15 protein-coding genes and 1 riboswitch are annotated in these 15,444 nt (G+C 48.8%); of the genes, 8 read left to right on the forward strand and 7 right to left on the reverse strand.

Annotated elements, in window-relative coordinates:
- The first annotated feature begins 33 nt into the window (after positions 1-33).
- The 4 genes from hypE to hypB all read left to right on the forward strand — a co-directional run bounded on the left by hypE (position 34) and on the right by hypB (position 2,858).
- Complete coding sequence (gene hypE, locus ACXLDX_RS13835) at positions 34-1,047, forward strand: hydrogenase expression/formation protein HypE (RefSeq protein ID WP_457577775.1); 1,014 nt, start codon at positions 34-36, stop codon at positions 1,045-1,047.
- Between the two features lie 25 nt (positions 1,048-1,072).
- A complete protein-coding gene (locus ACXLDX_RS13840; RefSeq protein ID WP_457577776.1) occupies positions 1,073-1,570 on the forward strand; it encodes a HyaD/HybD family hydrogenase maturation endopeptidase in 498 nt (165 codons plus the stop codon).
- Between the two features lie 11 nt (positions 1,571-1,581).
- Positions 1,582-1,929 carry a hydrogenase maturation nickel metallochaperone HypA/HybF gene (locus ACXLDX_RS13845; RefSeq protein WP_457577777.1) on the forward strand — a complete coding sequence of 116 codons (348 nt, stop codon included), beginning with the start codon at positions 1,582-1,584 and terminating at the stop codon, positions 1,927-1,929.
- A gap of 194 nt (positions 1,930-2,123) precedes the next feature.
- Positions 2,124-2,858 carry a hydrogenase nickel incorporation protein HypB gene (gene hypB, locus ACXLDX_RS13850; RefSeq protein WP_457577778.1) on the forward strand — a complete coding sequence of 245 codons (735 nt, stop codon included), beginning with the start codon at positions 2,124-2,126 and terminating at the stop codon, positions 2,856-2,858.
- 90 nt (positions 2,859-2,948) lie between these two features.
- Here hypB and ACXLDX_RS13855 read toward each other — a convergent pair whose 3' ends face one another.
- The gene (locus ACXLDX_RS13855) at positions 2,949-3,635 is read right to left on the reverse strand and encodes a response regulator (protein WP_457577779.1); all 687 of its coding nucleotides are present in this window, start codon (positions 3,633-3,635) and stop codon (positions 2,949-2,951) included.
- Positions 3,598-5,253, reverse strand: a complete 1,656-nt coding sequence (locus ACXLDX_RS13860; RefSeq protein ID WP_457577780.1) for an ATP-binding protein — start codon at positions 5,251-5,253, stop codon at positions 3,598-3,600. Before ACXLDX_RS13860 ends, ACXLDX_RS13855 begins: the two co-directional genes overlap by 38 nt.
- A 179-nt stretch (positions 5,254-5,432) precedes the next feature.
- On the opposite strand from ACXLDX_RS13860, the gene ACXLDX_RS13865 reads away from it, so the two are divergent.
- The 3 genes from ACXLDX_RS13865 (at position 5,433) to ACXLDX_RS13875 (ending at position 8,572) form a co-directional block, all read left to right on the forward strand.
- The gene (locus tag ACXLDX_RS13865) at positions 5,433-6,425 is read left to right on the forward strand and encodes a tripartite tricarboxylate transporter substrate binding protein (protein ID WP_457577781.1); all 993 of its coding nucleotides are present in this window, start codon (positions 5,433-5,435) and stop codon (positions 6,423-6,425) included.
- Between the two features lie 126 nt (positions 6,426-6,551).
- On the forward strand, positions 6,552-7,031 hold the full coding sequence (locus tag ACXLDX_RS13870; RefSeq protein WP_457577782.1) for a tripartite tricarboxylate transporter TctB family protein: 480 nt from the start codon (positions 6,552-6,554) through the stop codon (positions 7,029-7,031).
- Positions 7,031-8,572 carry a tripartite tricarboxylate transporter permease gene (locus ACXLDX_RS13875; RefSeq protein WP_457577783.1) on the forward strand — a complete coding sequence of 514 codons (1,542 nt, stop codon included), beginning with the start codon at positions 7,031-7,033 and terminating at the stop codon, positions 8,570-8,572. Before ACXLDX_RS13870 ends, ACXLDX_RS13875 begins: the two co-directional genes overlap by 1 nt.
- On the opposite strand, the gene pta is transcribed toward ACXLDX_RS13875, so the two are convergent.
- Both pta and ACXLDX_RS13885 read right to left on the reverse strand, forming a co-directional pair.
- Positions 8,535-10,652, reverse strand: coding sequence for a phosphate acetyltransferase (pta, locus tag ACXLDX_RS13880; protein WP_457577784.1), 2,118 nt, complete (start codon positions 10,650-10,652; stop codon positions 8,535-8,537). The two genes, ACXLDX_RS13875 and pta, sit on opposite strands and share 38 nt — an antisense overlap.
- A 323-nt stretch (positions 10,653-10,975) precedes the next feature.
- Positions 10,976-11,302: a hypothetical protein gene (locus ACXLDX_RS13885; protein WP_457577785.1), complete on the reverse strand. Its 327-nt coding sequence runs from the start codon at positions 11,300-11,302 to the stop codon at positions 10,976-10,978.
- 729 nt (positions 11,303-12,031) lie between these two features.
- Between ACXLDX_RS13885 and ACXLDX_RS13890 the strand changes: the two genes are divergently transcribed.
- Positions 12,032-12,661 (forward strand): DUF533 domain-containing protein, encoded by a 630-nt coding sequence (locus tag ACXLDX_RS13890; RefSeq protein WP_457577786.1) that lies wholly within the window; start codon positions 12,032-12,034, stop codon positions 12,659-12,661.
- A gap of 125 nt (positions 12,662-12,786) precedes the next feature.
- Here ACXLDX_RS13890 and ACXLDX_RS13895 read toward each other — a convergent pair whose 3' ends face one another.
- The 3 genes from ACXLDX_RS13895 to hemC all read right to left on the reverse strand — a co-directional run bounded on the left by ACXLDX_RS13895 (position 12,787) and on the right by hemC (position 15,324).
- Positions 12,787-13,668 carry a DMT family transporter gene (locus tag ACXLDX_RS13895; protein ID WP_457577787.1) on the reverse strand — a complete coding sequence of 294 codons (882 nt, stop codon included), beginning with the start codon at positions 13,666-13,668 and terminating at the stop codon, positions 12,787-12,789.
- Between the two features lie 15 nt (positions 13,669-13,683).
- Positions 13,684-13,890: a hypothetical protein gene (locus ACXLDX_RS13900; RefSeq protein ID WP_457577788.1), complete on the reverse strand. Its 207-nt coding sequence runs from the start codon at positions 13,888-13,890 to the stop codon at positions 13,684-13,686.
- 68 nt (positions 13,891-13,958) lie between these two features.
- Positions 13,959-14,143, reverse strand: a riboswitch (cobalamin riboswitch).
- 251 nt (positions 14,144-14,394) lie between these two features.
- On the reverse strand, positions 14,395-15,324 hold the full coding sequence (hemC, locus tag ACXLDX_RS13905) for a hydroxymethylbilane synthase (RefSeq protein ID WP_457577789.1): 930 nt from the start codon (positions 15,322-15,324) through the stop codon (positions 14,395-14,397).
- Positions 15,325-15,444 lie beyond the last annotated feature (120 nt).

Below are 15,444 nucleotides of genomic sequence, written 5' to 3' on the forward strand. Positions count from 1 at the left end.
AACTTACCAATTGCAGGATTTAGGTAAAAGACAATGTCAGAAAAAACAATCCTTCTTGACCACGGAAGCGGCGGACTTGCCAGCCAGAAACTGATCAGCGGGCTTTTCCTCAAATACCTGGATAACCCTATCCTGCGAAATCTTGAAGATAGTGCGATCCTTGAAAACCAGCCGGGCAGACTGGCCTTTACAACAGACAGCTACGTGGTTGATCCTATTTTTTTTCCGGGAGGAGATATCGGCAAACTCGCCGTCCATGGCACTATTAACGATCTGGCCATGCGGGGAGCAAAACCACTCTGCCTCAGCCTGGGACTTATCCTTGAAGAGGGTTTTTCTCTCAATGATCTTGAATTGATCATCTCCTCCATAAGTGAGGCATGCAATGAAGCCGACGTGCCGGTTGTTACCGGAGATACAAAGGTTGTCCCCAGAGGAAAGGGAGACAAGATATTTATAAACACTTCCGGTATCGGCTTTGTAGCTCCCGAAATTTCTATTTCTTCAAAACACGCACAAGAGGGTGACAGGGTAATCCTGTCGGGTACCATGGGAGATCACGGCATCACCATCATGACCCGCCAGGCCGGAATTTCCGTGCAGGGTGACCTGAGAAGCGACACCGCCCCCCTGCACCGACTGGTGGAAAAACTCCTCGATGAACTCCCCGGAGCCATACATACCCTGCGGGACCCCACCCGTGGAGGAGTGGCCTCAACCCTCAACGAGATTGCAGAAAACAGCGGTCTCTGCATTGAACTGAACGATGAATCCCTGCCGGTACGCCCGGAAGTGGCCGCCGCCTGTGAACTGCTGGGCCTGGAACCGTTGTACCTGGCGAATGAAGGGAAATGCCTGGCCATCGTCAGTCCGGACAAGGCGGAACATGCACTTCAAATAATGCACGGAACTCCGGAAGGTGCCGACGCCGTCATCATAGGAACATTGGCTGCCGGTTACAGCGGCCGTGTCATTATCAACACCCCGGTAGGTGGTACAAGAGTTGTGAGTCCCCTGCACGGGGAACCTCTGCCCAGGATCTGCTGATCAATATTTTTCATACAAAAACACCATGACTCCTCCCAGGAAAAAAAAGATCGGCATAGCCGGCATAGGCAATTATATACTGCGGGATGAAGGTTTCGGCGTCCATGTCGTCCACTACCTTCAGGAAAACTACGAGTTTCCTGACATTGTCGAAATACAGGACATCGGTACTGCCGGAATCTACATGGCCCCCTTCCTTGAAGAATGCGATCCGGTCTTTGTCATTGATGTCGTTGATATCGAGGGGGAACCCGGCTCTTTTCATTTCTTCACCCTTGACGATGTCCGTGCTGGAAATTTCCAGATGCGCATGTCCCCGCACCAGCTCGGTCTCCTTGAAATCCTTGAAGTGGCCAAATTGCGCGGAGCAGCGCCGAAGGAAATCGAGTTTTATACTGTCATTCCCCTTGAACTTACTGAAAGCATAGAACTTTCAGAGGTTGTAAACGCCCGGAAAACGATGGTTGCGGAAAAGATTTTATTGCGCCTTGCGGACCTTGGAATCACAGCCAGGCCCAAATAGGAAAGAAGATTATGCATGAAATATCACTTGTGCAGGCCCTTTTTTCCCAACTTGAAGAGCTGGCGGCAAAAAATGGAGCGACAAAGATTCTTAAGGTCACCATGGTAATCGGACCAGGATCAGGGGTGGTTATTGACGCATTTCGTTTCGGCTTTGAAACCCTTGCAACAGAAAACGCCCTTGTCAGGAATGCGGAGCTTGTCATTGAAATCCCTCCGATGAATTATTCATGCACCCGGTGCGATCATATGGAAAAAACGAAAGGAAACATGGTGAAAAAATGCCCGAAATGCGGAGAACTCTTTCTGATACCTGCCGGAGGAGATGAGCTTATTCTTCGCCGGGTTGAAATGGAATAGTAATTAGTGTCGCCCTGACGTAATATTCTGTCATTTCATCGTTGACGTGACACCAGTGTCTGTCCAGAAATGAGGATTTTTGTTCGAGATCAAGACACACCGGAATTTCACCGCAAACATACAACTGATATTCCAGGGATAAAATTTTTAACTGTCTGCCATATTGATTGAAAATAAATAATACGAGGAAAATTATGTGTGATACATGCGGATGCCCAGGCCCATCGGACCACAGTCACGATCACGATCATTCCCACAGCCACAGCAAAACTATTGATGTGCACACCAGTCTTTTTGCCGCCAATGACGCGCTTGCCAAAGCAAACAGGGAGCATTTTGATGAATGCGGCATTGTGGCACTCAACCTTATCAGCAGTCCCGGATCAGGAAAAACAACCCTGCTGGAACACACCATAGATGCTCTCAAAGGTGAAATAAATATCGGAGTGATTGAAGGCGATATCGAAACAGAACGTGACGCCCAGCGCATTCGGGCAAAGGGTGTGCCTGTCATTCAACTGACCACGGGAGGAGCCTGTCATCTTGACGCGGCCATGACACACAAGGGTTTCCACCGGCTTCAAAAAGAGCAGGGGGGAGAAAATATAGACCTGCTCTTTATTGAAAACGTGGGCAACCTTGTCTGCCCCTCAACTTTCGACCTGGGAGAACATGAGCGGGTGGTTTTTGTCTCCGTTCCTGAAGGCCCGGACAAACCGTCCAAGTACCCGAAGGCCTTTCACAGCTCCCATACCTTTGTCATAACAAAGACCGACCTGCTGCCCTATTTCGATTTTCCGGTACCGGAGGCCATTGCCGACGGCCTTCACCTGAATCCGAAACTGCGCACCATGGCCCTTTCTGCAACAACAGGAGACGGTCTGGATAAGTGGCTCGACTACCTGAGGGAGCTGGTAAAGCCTGCATAATTGCAGGTTATTACATTGATGGACACCTGACGTGAATGCCATGGACGTTCAGGAGGGAATCAATTCATTGCCGGCAACTGAAAACAACCCTCAGGAAATCTTGAAATACTTTCTTTCCGGCCGGCCCAGAGTTCCATAAAAAAGGTCGGCTTTGATCACCCCGTTTGAAACCAGGAATTCAAGATATCTTCTTGAAGTGGTACGGCTCACACCGATCTTTTCTCCGGCCTGATCCGCATTGATTCCCTCCTCACCGATGGATTCAATTATACCTGTAATCTTACGCAGGGTTATGGGGTCGATACCCTTGGGCAGATTACCTGCTTCAGCAACTCCCTCTTTTTCCTGGTGAAGCAGGATATCCACATCCTGCTGATTTATTGTCGTAATTTTCTGCAGTTTTTCCCTGTAGGTGAGATACCGGCTCAACATATGTTTGAAGCGTGTAAAGTTAAGAGGTTTCAAGATATAGTCAAAAACCCCTCCCCGAAGAGCCTCCTGAAAAATATCCCTTTCCTTGGCGGCAGTAATAAGGACAATATCGGTTTTTTTATGTTTTTTTCGTATTGTCCACAACAGCTCCAAGCCATTGCCATCAGGAAAAAAAATATCCAGCAGAACAAGATCGGGCTGCAACACCTCCAGCATCTCCTCGCCTTCCTGAACAGAATGAGCTATTCCCGTGACCGTAAAACCATCTATTTTTTCCGTGAAAATGCGCTGGATTTCCGCAATCTTCTCATCGTCTTCTATGATAACTGTCTGAATCCGCTCCATTCTTCTCCCTGTATTTCGGAATAATCACTGTAAATGCGGCTCCACCAAGTTCAGACGATCCCACACTGATGGAACCGCAGAGAGCAGACAAGGCCTTTTCAACCAGGAACAGGCCCATGCCATGTCCCGGTCTGTTCTTTGTTGTGAATCCTTTCGTGAATATTTTCTCCCAGTTTTCTTCTGGAACACCATTGCCGGAATCATCAAACTCGAAGATAAGATCATTGCCGAGATCGGTCATGGCAAGTTTTACCTCCCGTTTTGTCCTGCCATTTTTCAGCACTGCGTCAAATCCATTATCCAGAATATTGCTGATAATGGTAACGAGTCTCTCTCTTTTTATGCCGTCCGGAACATCGATCATACTGGAGTCAGGATCAATACGCAAATCCACCTTCAACTCTTTTGCCTTGTTATATTTTCCAAGAATGGTTCCGGCAAGGATGGGGTCGGGAACAATATCCATCAGGGAATTGATAAGGGCCTGGTAACCTGAGGTTTCACTGCCGATAAGATCCACCGCCTCCTGATAGGCTCCAAGCTGGATCAAGCCGGAAATGGTATACAGTTTGTTGGAATATTCATGGGTCTGTACCCGCAGCATTTCCGAATATTTTTTTATCTCGGAAAATTTTCTGGCCAGAATATCAAGTTCATCCTTGTTCCGAAAACTGGAAACCACCCCTGTAATTCTGCCGTTACTGACAATCGGTATGCGATTAGCGATAATCTCCTTGTCCCCCACCATGAACTCACTGTCCAGCTGGCTCTCTCCCGTGCGCAGAACTTCGGGTATTCTCGTGCCGGGAAGAATTTCAGTTATAAATCTGCCGATGATACCCTCATCTTTATCGATACCGAGGGTTTCAAACGCCGCCTGGTTGATGGTGGTAATCCGCCCCACCCCATCTACAGCCAGAACCCCCTCCCGAATAGTCTCAAGGGTTGTTGTCCGCTCCTGTAGAAGCGAGGCAATTTCATCCGGCTCAAGGCCAAAGATTGCCTTTTTAAACTGATCGGTAATCTTGATGGTCACGGCAATACCGAAAAGAACCGCAGCCACCAGAAATGCTATTATCTTTATATGATATCCCCTGATAATGGAATTCACATTCTGAACCAGATAACCAACGGAAACAATACCTATGATTTTACCCTCATCATTGAAAACCGGCACCTTTCCACGTATTGAGGGTCCAAGCGTCCCCGTGGCTTTTGAGACATAGGATTTCCCTTCCTCCAGGGCCAGGCGGTTATCTCCACCTACCATGAATCTGCCTATCCGCTCCGGAACGGGATGGGAATACCGTCTCCCCTCCCTGTCTCCCACCACAATGAACTGGGCCCTGGTTGTGCGCCGTATTTTCTCTACGATTTTCTGGATGGACGAATGTTCCAGATCACCCTGCTCAAGGTCTCTTTTTATTTCGGGAATAAGAGAAACTGTCTGAGAAACCTTTAAAGCCCGGCTGCCCATCTGTTCTTCCAGGATGGAAGAGATCAGCTTCAGGGAAAAAAACCCTCCAACGCCGACAATACAGAGAACAAGACAGAGGATCAGCAGAACCATCTTGGTCTGCAGTTTTCTTGGCCGGAAACCGTTTGGAAACATCTTCATTATCGAGATCCCCGTGAACAAAATGAACAAAAGGTTCAGAAAGGTTTATTTACTTTTAAGTTCCGTAAACTTTACTTTTGCTCTATTCCCGGCAAAATTGCAATCGTGGCGCAACACCATTTCCTGCTTGCAGGGATCATTTCCAGATTTCCCAATTTCTTTCATCCCAGGAGGTACCCATGAAACATCACATCCGAAAGGCAACAGGGTTTACAACTATGCTGTTTTCTCTGGCACTGGTACTGACATTGCTGATCTCACCCCTGTCCGCAACCGAAATTAAAAAAATTCACTTCCTCATTCCCGGTGGAGCCGGTGGCGGATGGGACGGAACCGCACGTGGCGTAGGCAAGGCCCTGCTTGATTCCGGTCTGATTGAACAGGCATCTTTTGAAAATATGTCCGGTGGCGGCGGCGGCAAGGCGCTGAATCATCTTATCAGTACGGCAAAAAGACAACAGGGGACTCTTCTGGTCAATTCGACACCCATCATCATCCGTTCCCTGACCGGAGTCTTTCCCCAGTCTTTCAGGGATCTGACTCCAATAGCCTCGGTCATTGCCGATTATGCTGCATTTGTTGTCCCTAAAAACTCAAAATATACCAGCTTCACGCAGGTTGTCGCCGATTTCAAAAAAGACCCCAGATCCGTGAAAATCGCCGGAGGGTCGGTAAAGGGAAGCATGGACCACCTTGTTCCCGCCATGGTTTTTCAGGCTGCCGGCGGGGATCCACTGAAGGTAAAATATATTCCGTATGATGCCGGAGGAAAGGCAATGGCCGGGCTTCTTTCCGGAGATGTTCAGGTCCTCTCCACCGGTTTTGGCGAAGCTCTCGGCCTGGCTAAACAGGGCGAGGTGAAAATCCTGGCGGTAACTTCCGATAAGCGACTGGCCCAGGCTCCCGATGTTCCGACGGTTAAGGAACTCGGTTATGATGTTACCTTTGCCAACTGGCGTGGATTTTTTGCTGTCCCCAATCTGCCGGAAGATAAGGCCAAGGCCTACAGAGCCGTCCTGAAAAAAATGTATGATACTCCCCAGTGGGAAGAAATTCGCAGTAAACGTGGCTGGCAGAACCTGTATCAGCCTGGAGATGAATTTTACAGCTTCCTGGAAAAACAGGAAAAGGCACTGGGCGACATGATGCGCAAACTCGGATTTCTGAAATAAATATTTCCTCAATTCTACAATTGGCACCTTTATTGTAGTTTCCGGGTACCACTCTTTTCCCAGGAACAACCGGAAAATGTTTTCTGGATTCATTTTCCGGTCCCTTTCTTTTCCAGGAGCATGCCGATGACACGGGAAAAAACAGGCGCACTGATCATATTGCTTTTCTCGGTGGCTTATGGACTGCTTGCCACAAAAATCCCCCTCTCCTTTCTCTCGGAACAGGAGATGTTCACGGCTCGGACGATGCCTTACGCGCTGGCTGTGGCCGGTATCATTCTGTCCCTTGCCATTATTATTCTGCCGACTGTTGATCCGGAAGGTAAAGCCAGTCTTGCCGAAGCCACAAAGGGGATGGACTGGTCCACCGCCATTCTCCTTGTTGTTCTGATGCTTGTTTTCGGCCTGATCATGAAATGGCTGGGATTCATACTCTCCTCCATCATTTTCCTGCTCTGCGGTTTCCGGATACTCGGGGAAAAACGAATCAGGCTGATGCTCTTTTCAGCGATACCCCTTGTCCTCGCTCTCTGGTGCATCATGTCTCTACTGCTTGGAGTGTATATTGCTCCGGGTGAAATCTTCTACCAGCTGGGGGTTCTCTGATGTGGGAAGGTATGCTGACAGGAATGATGACGGGAATCACCACCACCCTGATCCCCATTAATATTGCCATGGTTCTCATGGGATGTTTTGCCGGCAGTTTTATCGGCATGCTTCCGGGCCTGGGACCGATTACCGCAGTTGCCCTAATGATTCCGGTCACTTACGGTCTGGACCCGACCACCGGAATGGTACTGCTGGCGGGGGTGTATTACGGCGCGATCTTCGGTGGATCCACTTCTTCCATCCTCATCAACGCTCCCGGCGAGGCGGCAACCGTGGCCACGGCACTGGACGGCTATCCCCTCGCCCGCCAGGGTTATCCCGGCAAAGCCCTGGCTATTGCCGCCTATGCCTCTTTTTCCGGCGGAACCATTGCCGTCATTCTCCTGATGTTCTTTGCCCCCATGCTGGCCAGCATAGCCACCAGTTTTCAATCCGCAGACTATTTTGCCCTTATGCTCCTCGGCCTGACCGCAGTATCCGCCTTCGCGGGAAGAGGAGGAGTTCTAAAAGCCCTGCTTATGGTTGTAGTGGGATTGATGCTGTCCACCGTGGGAACTGATCAGACCTCAGGTATACAGCGTTTTACCTTCGGATCCCTGGAACTGCTCGACGGCATAGAATTTCTCCTTCTTGCCATGGCCACTTTCGCCCTTACGGAGGCGCTGTCAATTGTGTTGAAACGGGATGCCTCCTCAGACAGTCTCAACCCGAAAATGATCGGCTTTAAAAGTCTCAAGGTGACAAAAAAGGAATTTAAATTCATCCTGCCCACTGTTTTACGATCCTCCCTGCTTGGATTTTTTGTGGGAGTACTGCCAGGGGCCGGGGCAACGCTGGGTTCTTTCATGGCCTATGGTATGGAGAGAAATCTTGCCCCGAAGGAGGAACAGAAAAAATTCGGCAAGGGAAGTCTCAGGGGACTCGCCGCTCCGGAAACAGGTAATAACGCTGCCAGTTCCGGCTCCTTTGTCCCCCTTCTGACTCTTGGCATTCCCGGCTCAGGCACAACTGCGGTCATGCTCGGTGCCCTTATCGCCTACGGTATAGAACCGGGCCCTCGAATGTTTGTCGAGCGTCCGGACGTATTCTGGGGAGTGATCATGTCCATGTACCTGGGCAATGTCTTTCTCCTTATTCTCAACCTGCCCCTAATCCCCTATTTTGCCAGGCTCCTGGCTATCCCGAGAACACTCATGGTACCCATCATCCTTTTTTTCTCCCTGATGGGTGTCTACCTGGTGACATTTAATGACTTTGATATCCAGATGATGGTCTTCTTCTGCATTGGTGCCATGGCTCTCAGGCTGATGAATTTTCCCATGGCCCCCCTCCTGCTCGGGTTTATCCTGGGTGGACTTATGGAAGACAACCTGAGAAGATCGCTCATGATCTATGATGACTCCATGTCCTTCATGTGGGAGAGACCCATTACACTCGGCATCAACCTGCTGACCCTTTTCATCCTGCTGCTGCCCGCTGGTCGTACCCTGTGGGAAAGATTCAGACACTCTTCTCCGCCTGGGCCTGAATTGCAGTAATGGCAACAGTATTAACAATATCGGGCACCAGACAGCCGCGACTCAGGTCATTCACCGGTTTTCTCAACCCCTGGAGAATCGGGCCGATCACCACGGCTCCTGCCGACCGCTGTACGGCTTTGTAGGTATTGTTTCCGGTATTGAGATCAGGAAACACAAAAACCGTTGCTCGACCTGCGACTCTGCTGTCCGGCATCTTTGTGCGGGCCACTTCCGGATCAACAGCGGCATCATACTGAATGGGGCCCTCAATCTCCAGACCGGGGAAAAACTCCAGAGCCTTTTCCTGTGCCAGCTCAGTTGCCTTTCTGACCTTGTCGACCTGTCGCCCTTTTCCTGAACTGCCTGAAGAATAAGAGAGCATGGCCACCCGTGGAGAAATACCAAACAGTTTTGCTGTCCTGGCAGAGCTGAGAGCTATTTCCGCCAGCTCCTCGGCGGTGGGATCCGGATTAATGGCACAATCTCCGTAGGCAAGTACCCGGTCATCAAGGCACATCAAAAGAACACTGGAAACGATGGAACATCCTGGACTGGTCTTGATAAACTGAAAGGCCGGTCGAATTGTTTCTGCCGTGGTATGGCTGGCACCGGAGACCATGCCGTCCGCATGACCCTTGTAGATCATCATTGTTCCGAAATAGTTGAGATTGTTCATGATATCCCTGGAGTTTTCCAGGGTGATCCCTTTTTCTTTCCGAAGGCTGTAGTAGGTTCGGGCATAATCTTCCAGCCACAATGATTTTTTCGGCTCTATTACTGTCGCTTTTTCCAGGTGCAGACCAAGGCTGGCGATCCTCTTTTCCACCTTCTCCTCACGACCAAGAAGGGTAACATCCACCACATCCCGACGGAGCAGAATCTCCGCGGCCTTCAAAATGCGGTCATTCTCCCCTTCGGGCAGAACAATATGCTGCTTCCTGGCTTTTGCACGCTGCAGCAGGCGGGATTCAAACATCTTGGGTGTTACCGTGGTCGTCTTCGTTTTGATGATCTTTTCGCCCAGCTCCTCCATATTCACATGACGTTCAAAAACAGCCAGGGCCTGAACAATTTTCCGGGTATTGTCAGGAGTAATGGACGCATGGATGTTTTCAACCCGGATGGCTGCCTGATATGTATTTTCTCCCACAGCAATAATGGGCACGGAATCCTGAAAACCCTCTATAACTTTCTGTACCGGGGATTCAGGCACCAGGCCTCCGGTAAGCATAATTCCGGAGATATTGGGCATGGTCATGGACTGGACCGCCGCGAGACAGGCAAGAACCACATCTGACCGATCTCCCGGAGTAATAATCAATGTTCCGTACTCAATCCGCTCAAGAAGATTGCGCAGCTGCATTGCGGCAATAGTAAAACTGCGGACATGGCGTGTAAGATTTTTTTCCCCGTACAGTATCTCAGCTTTCAACAACCGGGCCACCTCCCCGACTGAAGGGTTGCCCAGGTTCTCGTTGTTGGGAATAACGTAGAGCAACTCGCCCCGACCTGCCTTTCTCTCGATCAACCTTTTTTCAATCGTTTCCAGGTCGTCAGGATTCACTCTGTTGACTATCGTTGCAACAATATCACATTTTCTTTCGACAAGAGACTCATGATATACCTTGATGGACCTTACCAGATCATCAGGACCACTGGCCCGCCGTCCTCCGGCCACAAGTACAACGGGGCACCCTAGATTCGTTATGATGTCGACATTGATATCAAAATCAAAGGAAGCCGTTGCCCCTTCAAGCTCAACTCCTTCGCAGAGAACAAAATCGGCTCTTTCTTCCAGGACCTGAAATTTAGCCATCACTCCTTCAATAAATTCAGCGTGTCTTCCCATGGACAGGAGCTGACTGGCCTCAGTTACCGTGAAACCATACATTTCCTCATATTCCGTCTCCAGGCTGTACTGACTTTTGATCAGGTTGATTGTATTATCCTGCTCTCCACGGGAATGATCTACATCAATAAGAGGCCTGAAGAAAGCAACTTTTTTGATATTACGTGTTAAAAGTTCCATCAGCCCCAGGCTGACAGCCGATTTACCACTACGTGGCTCCGTTGCGGCCACATAAAGAGTATTTGACATGGTTTTACCAATAAATGACAGATTACTGTTGATTGACGACAACAGCAATTATTACAATTACTAACACGGCCAACTTCAATGATCAGCGTATTTTTACAGCAACACAGAAACCAGGTAATTAACAGCTCGCTGCCTGCCAACGATGCAGGATTCAATTATTTGCTCACAACCCCTCAGAGCGGTTACAAAAATTGCAAAGATACAGCGAAAGAAATGAATTGGAAAGAACAAAAAGCAGTTAAGGAAAAACAGGGAAAGGTGCAGAACAGATGCGAAAAAACTTCCCATCTGCTCTACATGGTGTGGCACTTCAATACTCAGAGCTATTGGGTAATAACCGCCTTGGCTACAACAATATGCTCGGAGCCGTTCTGGGAATTAATAGTTCCCAGAATGGCAACCTTTTTCCCGACAAAATCTTCCAGATCTTTTCCCTTCAAGCGGAAAACTCCTTCATCGGTTTCCAGGAAAATAATCTTACCGCTTTTCTTCACCAATCCGGAAAAAGACTGCTGAGCCTGATCCTCTTTCTGTACGACCGTCGTCCCTTTAACCGTGGCATTTTTTGCCTTCTGGGTGGCATTTGCCATCATCCCGGAATTCATACAGATGAGGGCGGCAGCCATCGCCACCAAAATATACTTTTTCATTTTTTACTCCTTGAAATGTGAAAACATCGAATCCGGTTTTCTCCCGGACCCACCTTTTTATATTCTGCTTTGCATGCAAACGCACTCCTTCCGATGCAAACAGCATGCCACACCATATTTACACGCTATTACAATATGTTAACCGACATAACACTAGAAATTCCGCCTGTTTTTTTCCCATGGGATTTCAAAATGCGCAAAATTTATCTTGATTACCCATGAGACTCACAAATAACAGGCTGAGTTTCATACGTAATCAGAAAATTTATTGCCTGCTTCGATCTGGAAAAGAACCTTGTCAAATCGGTATGAGAGAGGTAGGAATAAACAAGTAAAGTCAAAGGAACAGCAACTATGAGATTGTAACTGGTCACAGGGATAGCAACTGTGTGGTTTTATTACCTCTGAACTGTAAATGCCTTCAGGTGCCACAAATTTTTTCAGGCTCTTCTTCATTTTTACCGACCTGTGCGGACAAAAGAGAACGTAAAAAGATGTGGTTCTGTAAGCAGTTACGCTTGGCAGTTTTTAAAAATCAATATCCAGTGCCTGTCCATAAATGAGGATTTTTGTTCGAGATCAAAGCGCACGGGAAATTTTACCGCAGGCATATTATTGATATCGGAGTCTACGCTTACCTCCGAGGATAAAATTTTTCGGCCAACGCAGATATCGGGCAAAAAGATTAACTATGGACAGGCACTATCTAACACCTGGGAAAAAACAGTCATGTTTAACGCAGAAAAACTTCTTGGAAAACTCGTGCAGGAAGTCATAGGTTCCAGCAGTGGCAAAGGATCCATGCTGGGAAATATTGCCTCCAGCGGAGGGCTGATGACCGCAATCGGCCTCGGTGTCGGCGCTTTTGAAATCTTTAAAGATCAGAACAGAAAGCAGGAGTCTCCTCCCCCTCCACCCCCACCTGGAAGTTCCCCGGGAACACCACCTCCCCCTCCCGGTTCCGGCCCGCCACCTCCACCGGTTCCTCCTGCGGAAACAAATGCAGGTATTGGTAATAATGAACTGGCAATAAGGATGATCCAGGTAATAATCAGTGCAGCTTACGCCGACGGTTATGTGGATGAAGATGAAAAGAAGGCAATTCTTGACCAATTTGGCAAGGCGGAATTGAGTGGGAAGGAAAATGAGTTTCTGCTGGAACAAATACACAACCCGAAATCCATTGATGAACTGACGGAAAACATTACAGACCCTGCCGTCTGCAAAGCAATGTATACCCTGGCAGTACGATCTGTACCCATAGACACTCCGGAAGAGAGACGATGGTTTGACAGGTTCGCAGAAGCCCTGGCCCTTGACGAAGCAACCAGAAAAGGTATAGAGACTGAGGCGGAATAAATAGTCAGGCCGCCTCGCCGGTAGATCGACTGGCTATAAATCTCCCGGCCGGCCGGTTACTGTCATTCACCACTACTCGCAAAAATAATACAATCATATAGTTGTCATCCCTGTGAGGACTTATGTCACCTCTGGCTGATATAAACCCCGCCGATTATGACCATGGCCGCAGCGCATTGAATCAATGAAAAAGTTTCTCCGAGAATCATCCAGCTCAGTATGACCGTAAACACTGGAATGAGATTGACATACAACGTGGCTCTGCTGGCGGGTACATATGCTACGGCATAGTTATAGAGGCCGTAAGCCCCGAGAGTGATGACCGCTCCCAGGTAAACTATGGCCAGGGCCGAAGACAGGTGAAAGGCACCAGGCATGACTGTGCCGGGGAGAAAAAGCAGCGGGAAATAAAAGAAACTGCCGACAAGTGCCTGGACGGCGGTGAGCAGAAAAGGAGAGTAACGTCTGGTCAGACGTTTCAGGGCAATGGTATAGCCGGTGGCACAGACCATGGCCATAAACTCCAGAAAGTTCCCCAGGACAGGATTGGGTGCATCAGAGGAGGGAGACGATTCCAGGGTCAACCAGCAGACCCCTGTCACGGCAACCAGCGCTCCAATCCATCCTTTCCAGCTTATTTTTTCCTTCAGGACGACTGATGCTGCCACCATCACCAGAACAGGAAGCATGGCTGTAATCATGCCTGCCTGGGAAGCTGTGGTATTCTCAACAGCCTTTGCTTCAAAAATAAAATAGAGACACGGCTCGCAAAATGCCATGAAGAGTATAAGCCTGTAATCTCCGGCACGATAATCCAGCGATCGGGCAAGACGCCTGCCCACCAGGAGAAAACAGAGTGTTGCCACCAGCATTCGCCCGAAAATCACAACTACAGGATCATACTCCACAAAGGCAATCTTCAGAGCAATAAAGGAACTGGCCCAAAGCACCATGGCCAGCAACAGAGCCAGTACCGGAAGCAGTTCCTGCAATCGGGATTTTGTCACACGACCATGGGCTCCTTACCCTCTTTTTCCCCCCACGAAGACAACCTGTCGAATGGGTGGATGCAGCAGTTTTCTGCAATTTCTGATAATCGCCTGAAAAACATCCCAGTCTTTTGCCGATAGGGCAGCCTGTTTTGCATATGCCCATTCTTTCTTATCCATGATTTCCTCCAGAGTTGTGTTTCTTGGACAATGTCCGGGAAACAAAAATCCCCGAACCATTTTCTGATCCGGGGGCCCTGATTTCACCACAGATACAAGACGACAACAAGTATTCCCAAACCCGGGGCACTTGTAATATGATCAGGGCAGGTATTCTGACTTCCGGCTCTTCCTACTCATCGCGCCTTCCCGAAAAAGATTCAGTGGCCTGTGCGATTTTCGTCCCCGGTTACAGCGGCGGGCCCGTCCCGGATTTACACCGGGTTCCCTTTTGGTCGCAAACATCAGCGACACCCTGATTCAATTCAGATTATCGTTTTCTTTTTTTATAGTCAACAGAAAAGGTAACTACTCACAGGGGTAGCAATTATGTGATTTTATTATCTCTGAACTGTAATTGCTCACAGGTGCCGCAGATTTTTGCAGGCTCTTTTGTTCGCTATGGCCTACTATGCGGACAAAAGAGACCGTGAAAAGCTGAGGTACCTGTGAGTAATTACCATAAAAGAATTATCGCATTTGGTCACAGGAGGAGCAACTCTGTGAGAAAAATACATTTAGATTTCAGTCTTTCTGCTGTCTTCGGATCTCAGACAGCATCTCCCGCCCCCCGTTTTCCAGGATATACTCTCCAGCTCTTTTTCCTATTTTTTCAGCATCTTTCCTGGCTCCCTTCTCCTTTCGACGGATAATATGCTGCCCGTCGAGACTGGCAAGACCTGCATGAAGAATAATCTCATTACCCTCCAGGACGGCCAGGCCAAAGGCCGGTATGGAACAGCCGCCTTCAAGTTTTTTCAGGAAAGCGCGCTCTGCCAGGAGACACACCTCACTGTCAACGTCATTGAGGCAGTCACGAATCCGACTCAGTTTTACAGAATCCAGGGAAGTTGCCGCCTCGATGGCAATGCACCCCTGACCGACGGGAGGTATAAATTTCATTTCATCAAATTCCATAACAATCAGCCCGTCATATTTCATGCGTTTCACTCCGGCATAGGCCAGCATCAGGGCATCACAGTCACCATTGTCCATTTTGGCAATCCTGGTCTGGAGATTTCCCCGCATCTCCACAGTCTCCACATGGGGATAATAGTGACGAAGCAGGGCCTTTCTCCTCACCGAGGAAGTCCCGATTCGAACCGGCCGTGAAGGATCCTCAAGGTCAATTGTTCTGTTCCTGCTCACCAGAACATCATTGACCTTTTCCCTCTCCATAAAGGCTATCAGGGCAAATCCCTCCGGCAGACTGGACTGCATGTCCTTGGCACTGTGCACGGCAATATCAGTTGTTCCCGATGCGAGCTGTTCTTCCAGCTCTTCAGTAAAAACCCCCTTACTGCCAATTTTGGCAATAGAAACATCGAGAATCCTGTCTCCCCGTGTTTCCATACTGTTTATCCGCGTCTCCATGCCGTTTTCATTCAGCGCATCTGCCACCGTCAGCGTCTGCCACATGGCAAGCTTACTTTTTCTCGAGCCAATGATTATCATAAGTCAGGTCCTGATTAAATTCACACCTGAATCCCGCAATTGCAGGATCCAGGTCATATTCTGATTACCCGTAAAAGCTCAGCCGGGCAGGAAATGTTACAAAAAATCCGGGGCAAATTA

Source organism: Desulfomarina sp., from assembly GCF_054039375.1.

Bases quoted from the DNA above. Each gene is read 5' to 3' on its own strand.
- ACXLDX_RS13865 (WP_457577781.1), top strand. From the start codon at position 5,433: ATGAAACATCACATCCGAAAGGCAACAGGGTTTACAACTATGCTGTTT.
- ACXLDX_RS13845 (WP_457577777.1), top strand. From the start codon at position 1,582: ATGCATGAAATATCACTTGTGCAGGCCCTTTTTTCCCAACTTGAAGAG.
- ACXLDX_RS13900 (WP_457577788.1), bottom strand. From the start codon at position 13,890: ATGGTTCGGGGATTTTTGTTTCCCGGACATTGTCCAAGAAACACAACT.
- pta (WP_457577784.1), bottom strand. From the start codon at position 10,652: ATGTCAAATACTCTTTATGTGGCCGCAACGGAGCCACGTAGTGGTAAA.
- ACXLDX_RS13890 (WP_457577786.1), top strand. From the start codon at position 12,032: ATGTTTAACGCAGAAAAACTTCTTGGAAAACTCGTGCAGGAAGTCATA.
- ACXLDX_RS13840 (WP_457577776.1), top strand. From the start codon at position 1,073: ATGACTCCTCCCAGGAAAAAAAAGATCGGCATAGCCGGCATAGGCAAT.
- ACXLDX_RS13875 (WP_457577783.1), top strand. From the start codon at position 7,031: ATGTGGGAAGGTATGCTGACAGGAATGATGACGGGAATCACCACCACC.
- ACXLDX_RS13870 (WP_457577782.1), top strand. From the start codon at position 6,552: ATGACACGGGAAAAAACAGGCGCACTGATCATATTGCTTTTCTCGGTG.
- hypE (WP_457577775.1), top strand. From the start codon at position 34: ATGTCAGAAAAAACAATCCTTCTTGACCACGGAAGCGGCGGACTTGCC.
- ACXLDX_RS13860 (WP_457577780.1), bottom strand. From the start codon at position 5,253: ATGAAGATGTTTCCAAACGGTTTCCGGCCAAGAAAACTGCAGACCAAG.
- hypB (WP_457577778.1), top strand. From the start codon at position 2,124: ATGTGTGATACATGCGGATGCCCAGGCCCATCGGACCACAGTCACGAT.
- ACXLDX_RS13855 (WP_457577779.1), bottom strand. From the start codon at position 3,635: ATGGAGCGGATTCAGACAGTTATCATAGAAGACGATGAGAAGATTGCG.
- ACXLDX_RS13885 (WP_457577785.1), bottom strand. From the start codon at position 11,302: ATGAAAAAGTATATTTTGGTGGCGATGGCTGCCGCCCTCATCTGTATG.
- hemC (WP_457577789.1), bottom strand. From the start codon at position 15,324: ATGATAATCATTGGCTCGAGAAAAAGTAAGCTTGCCATGTGGCAGACG.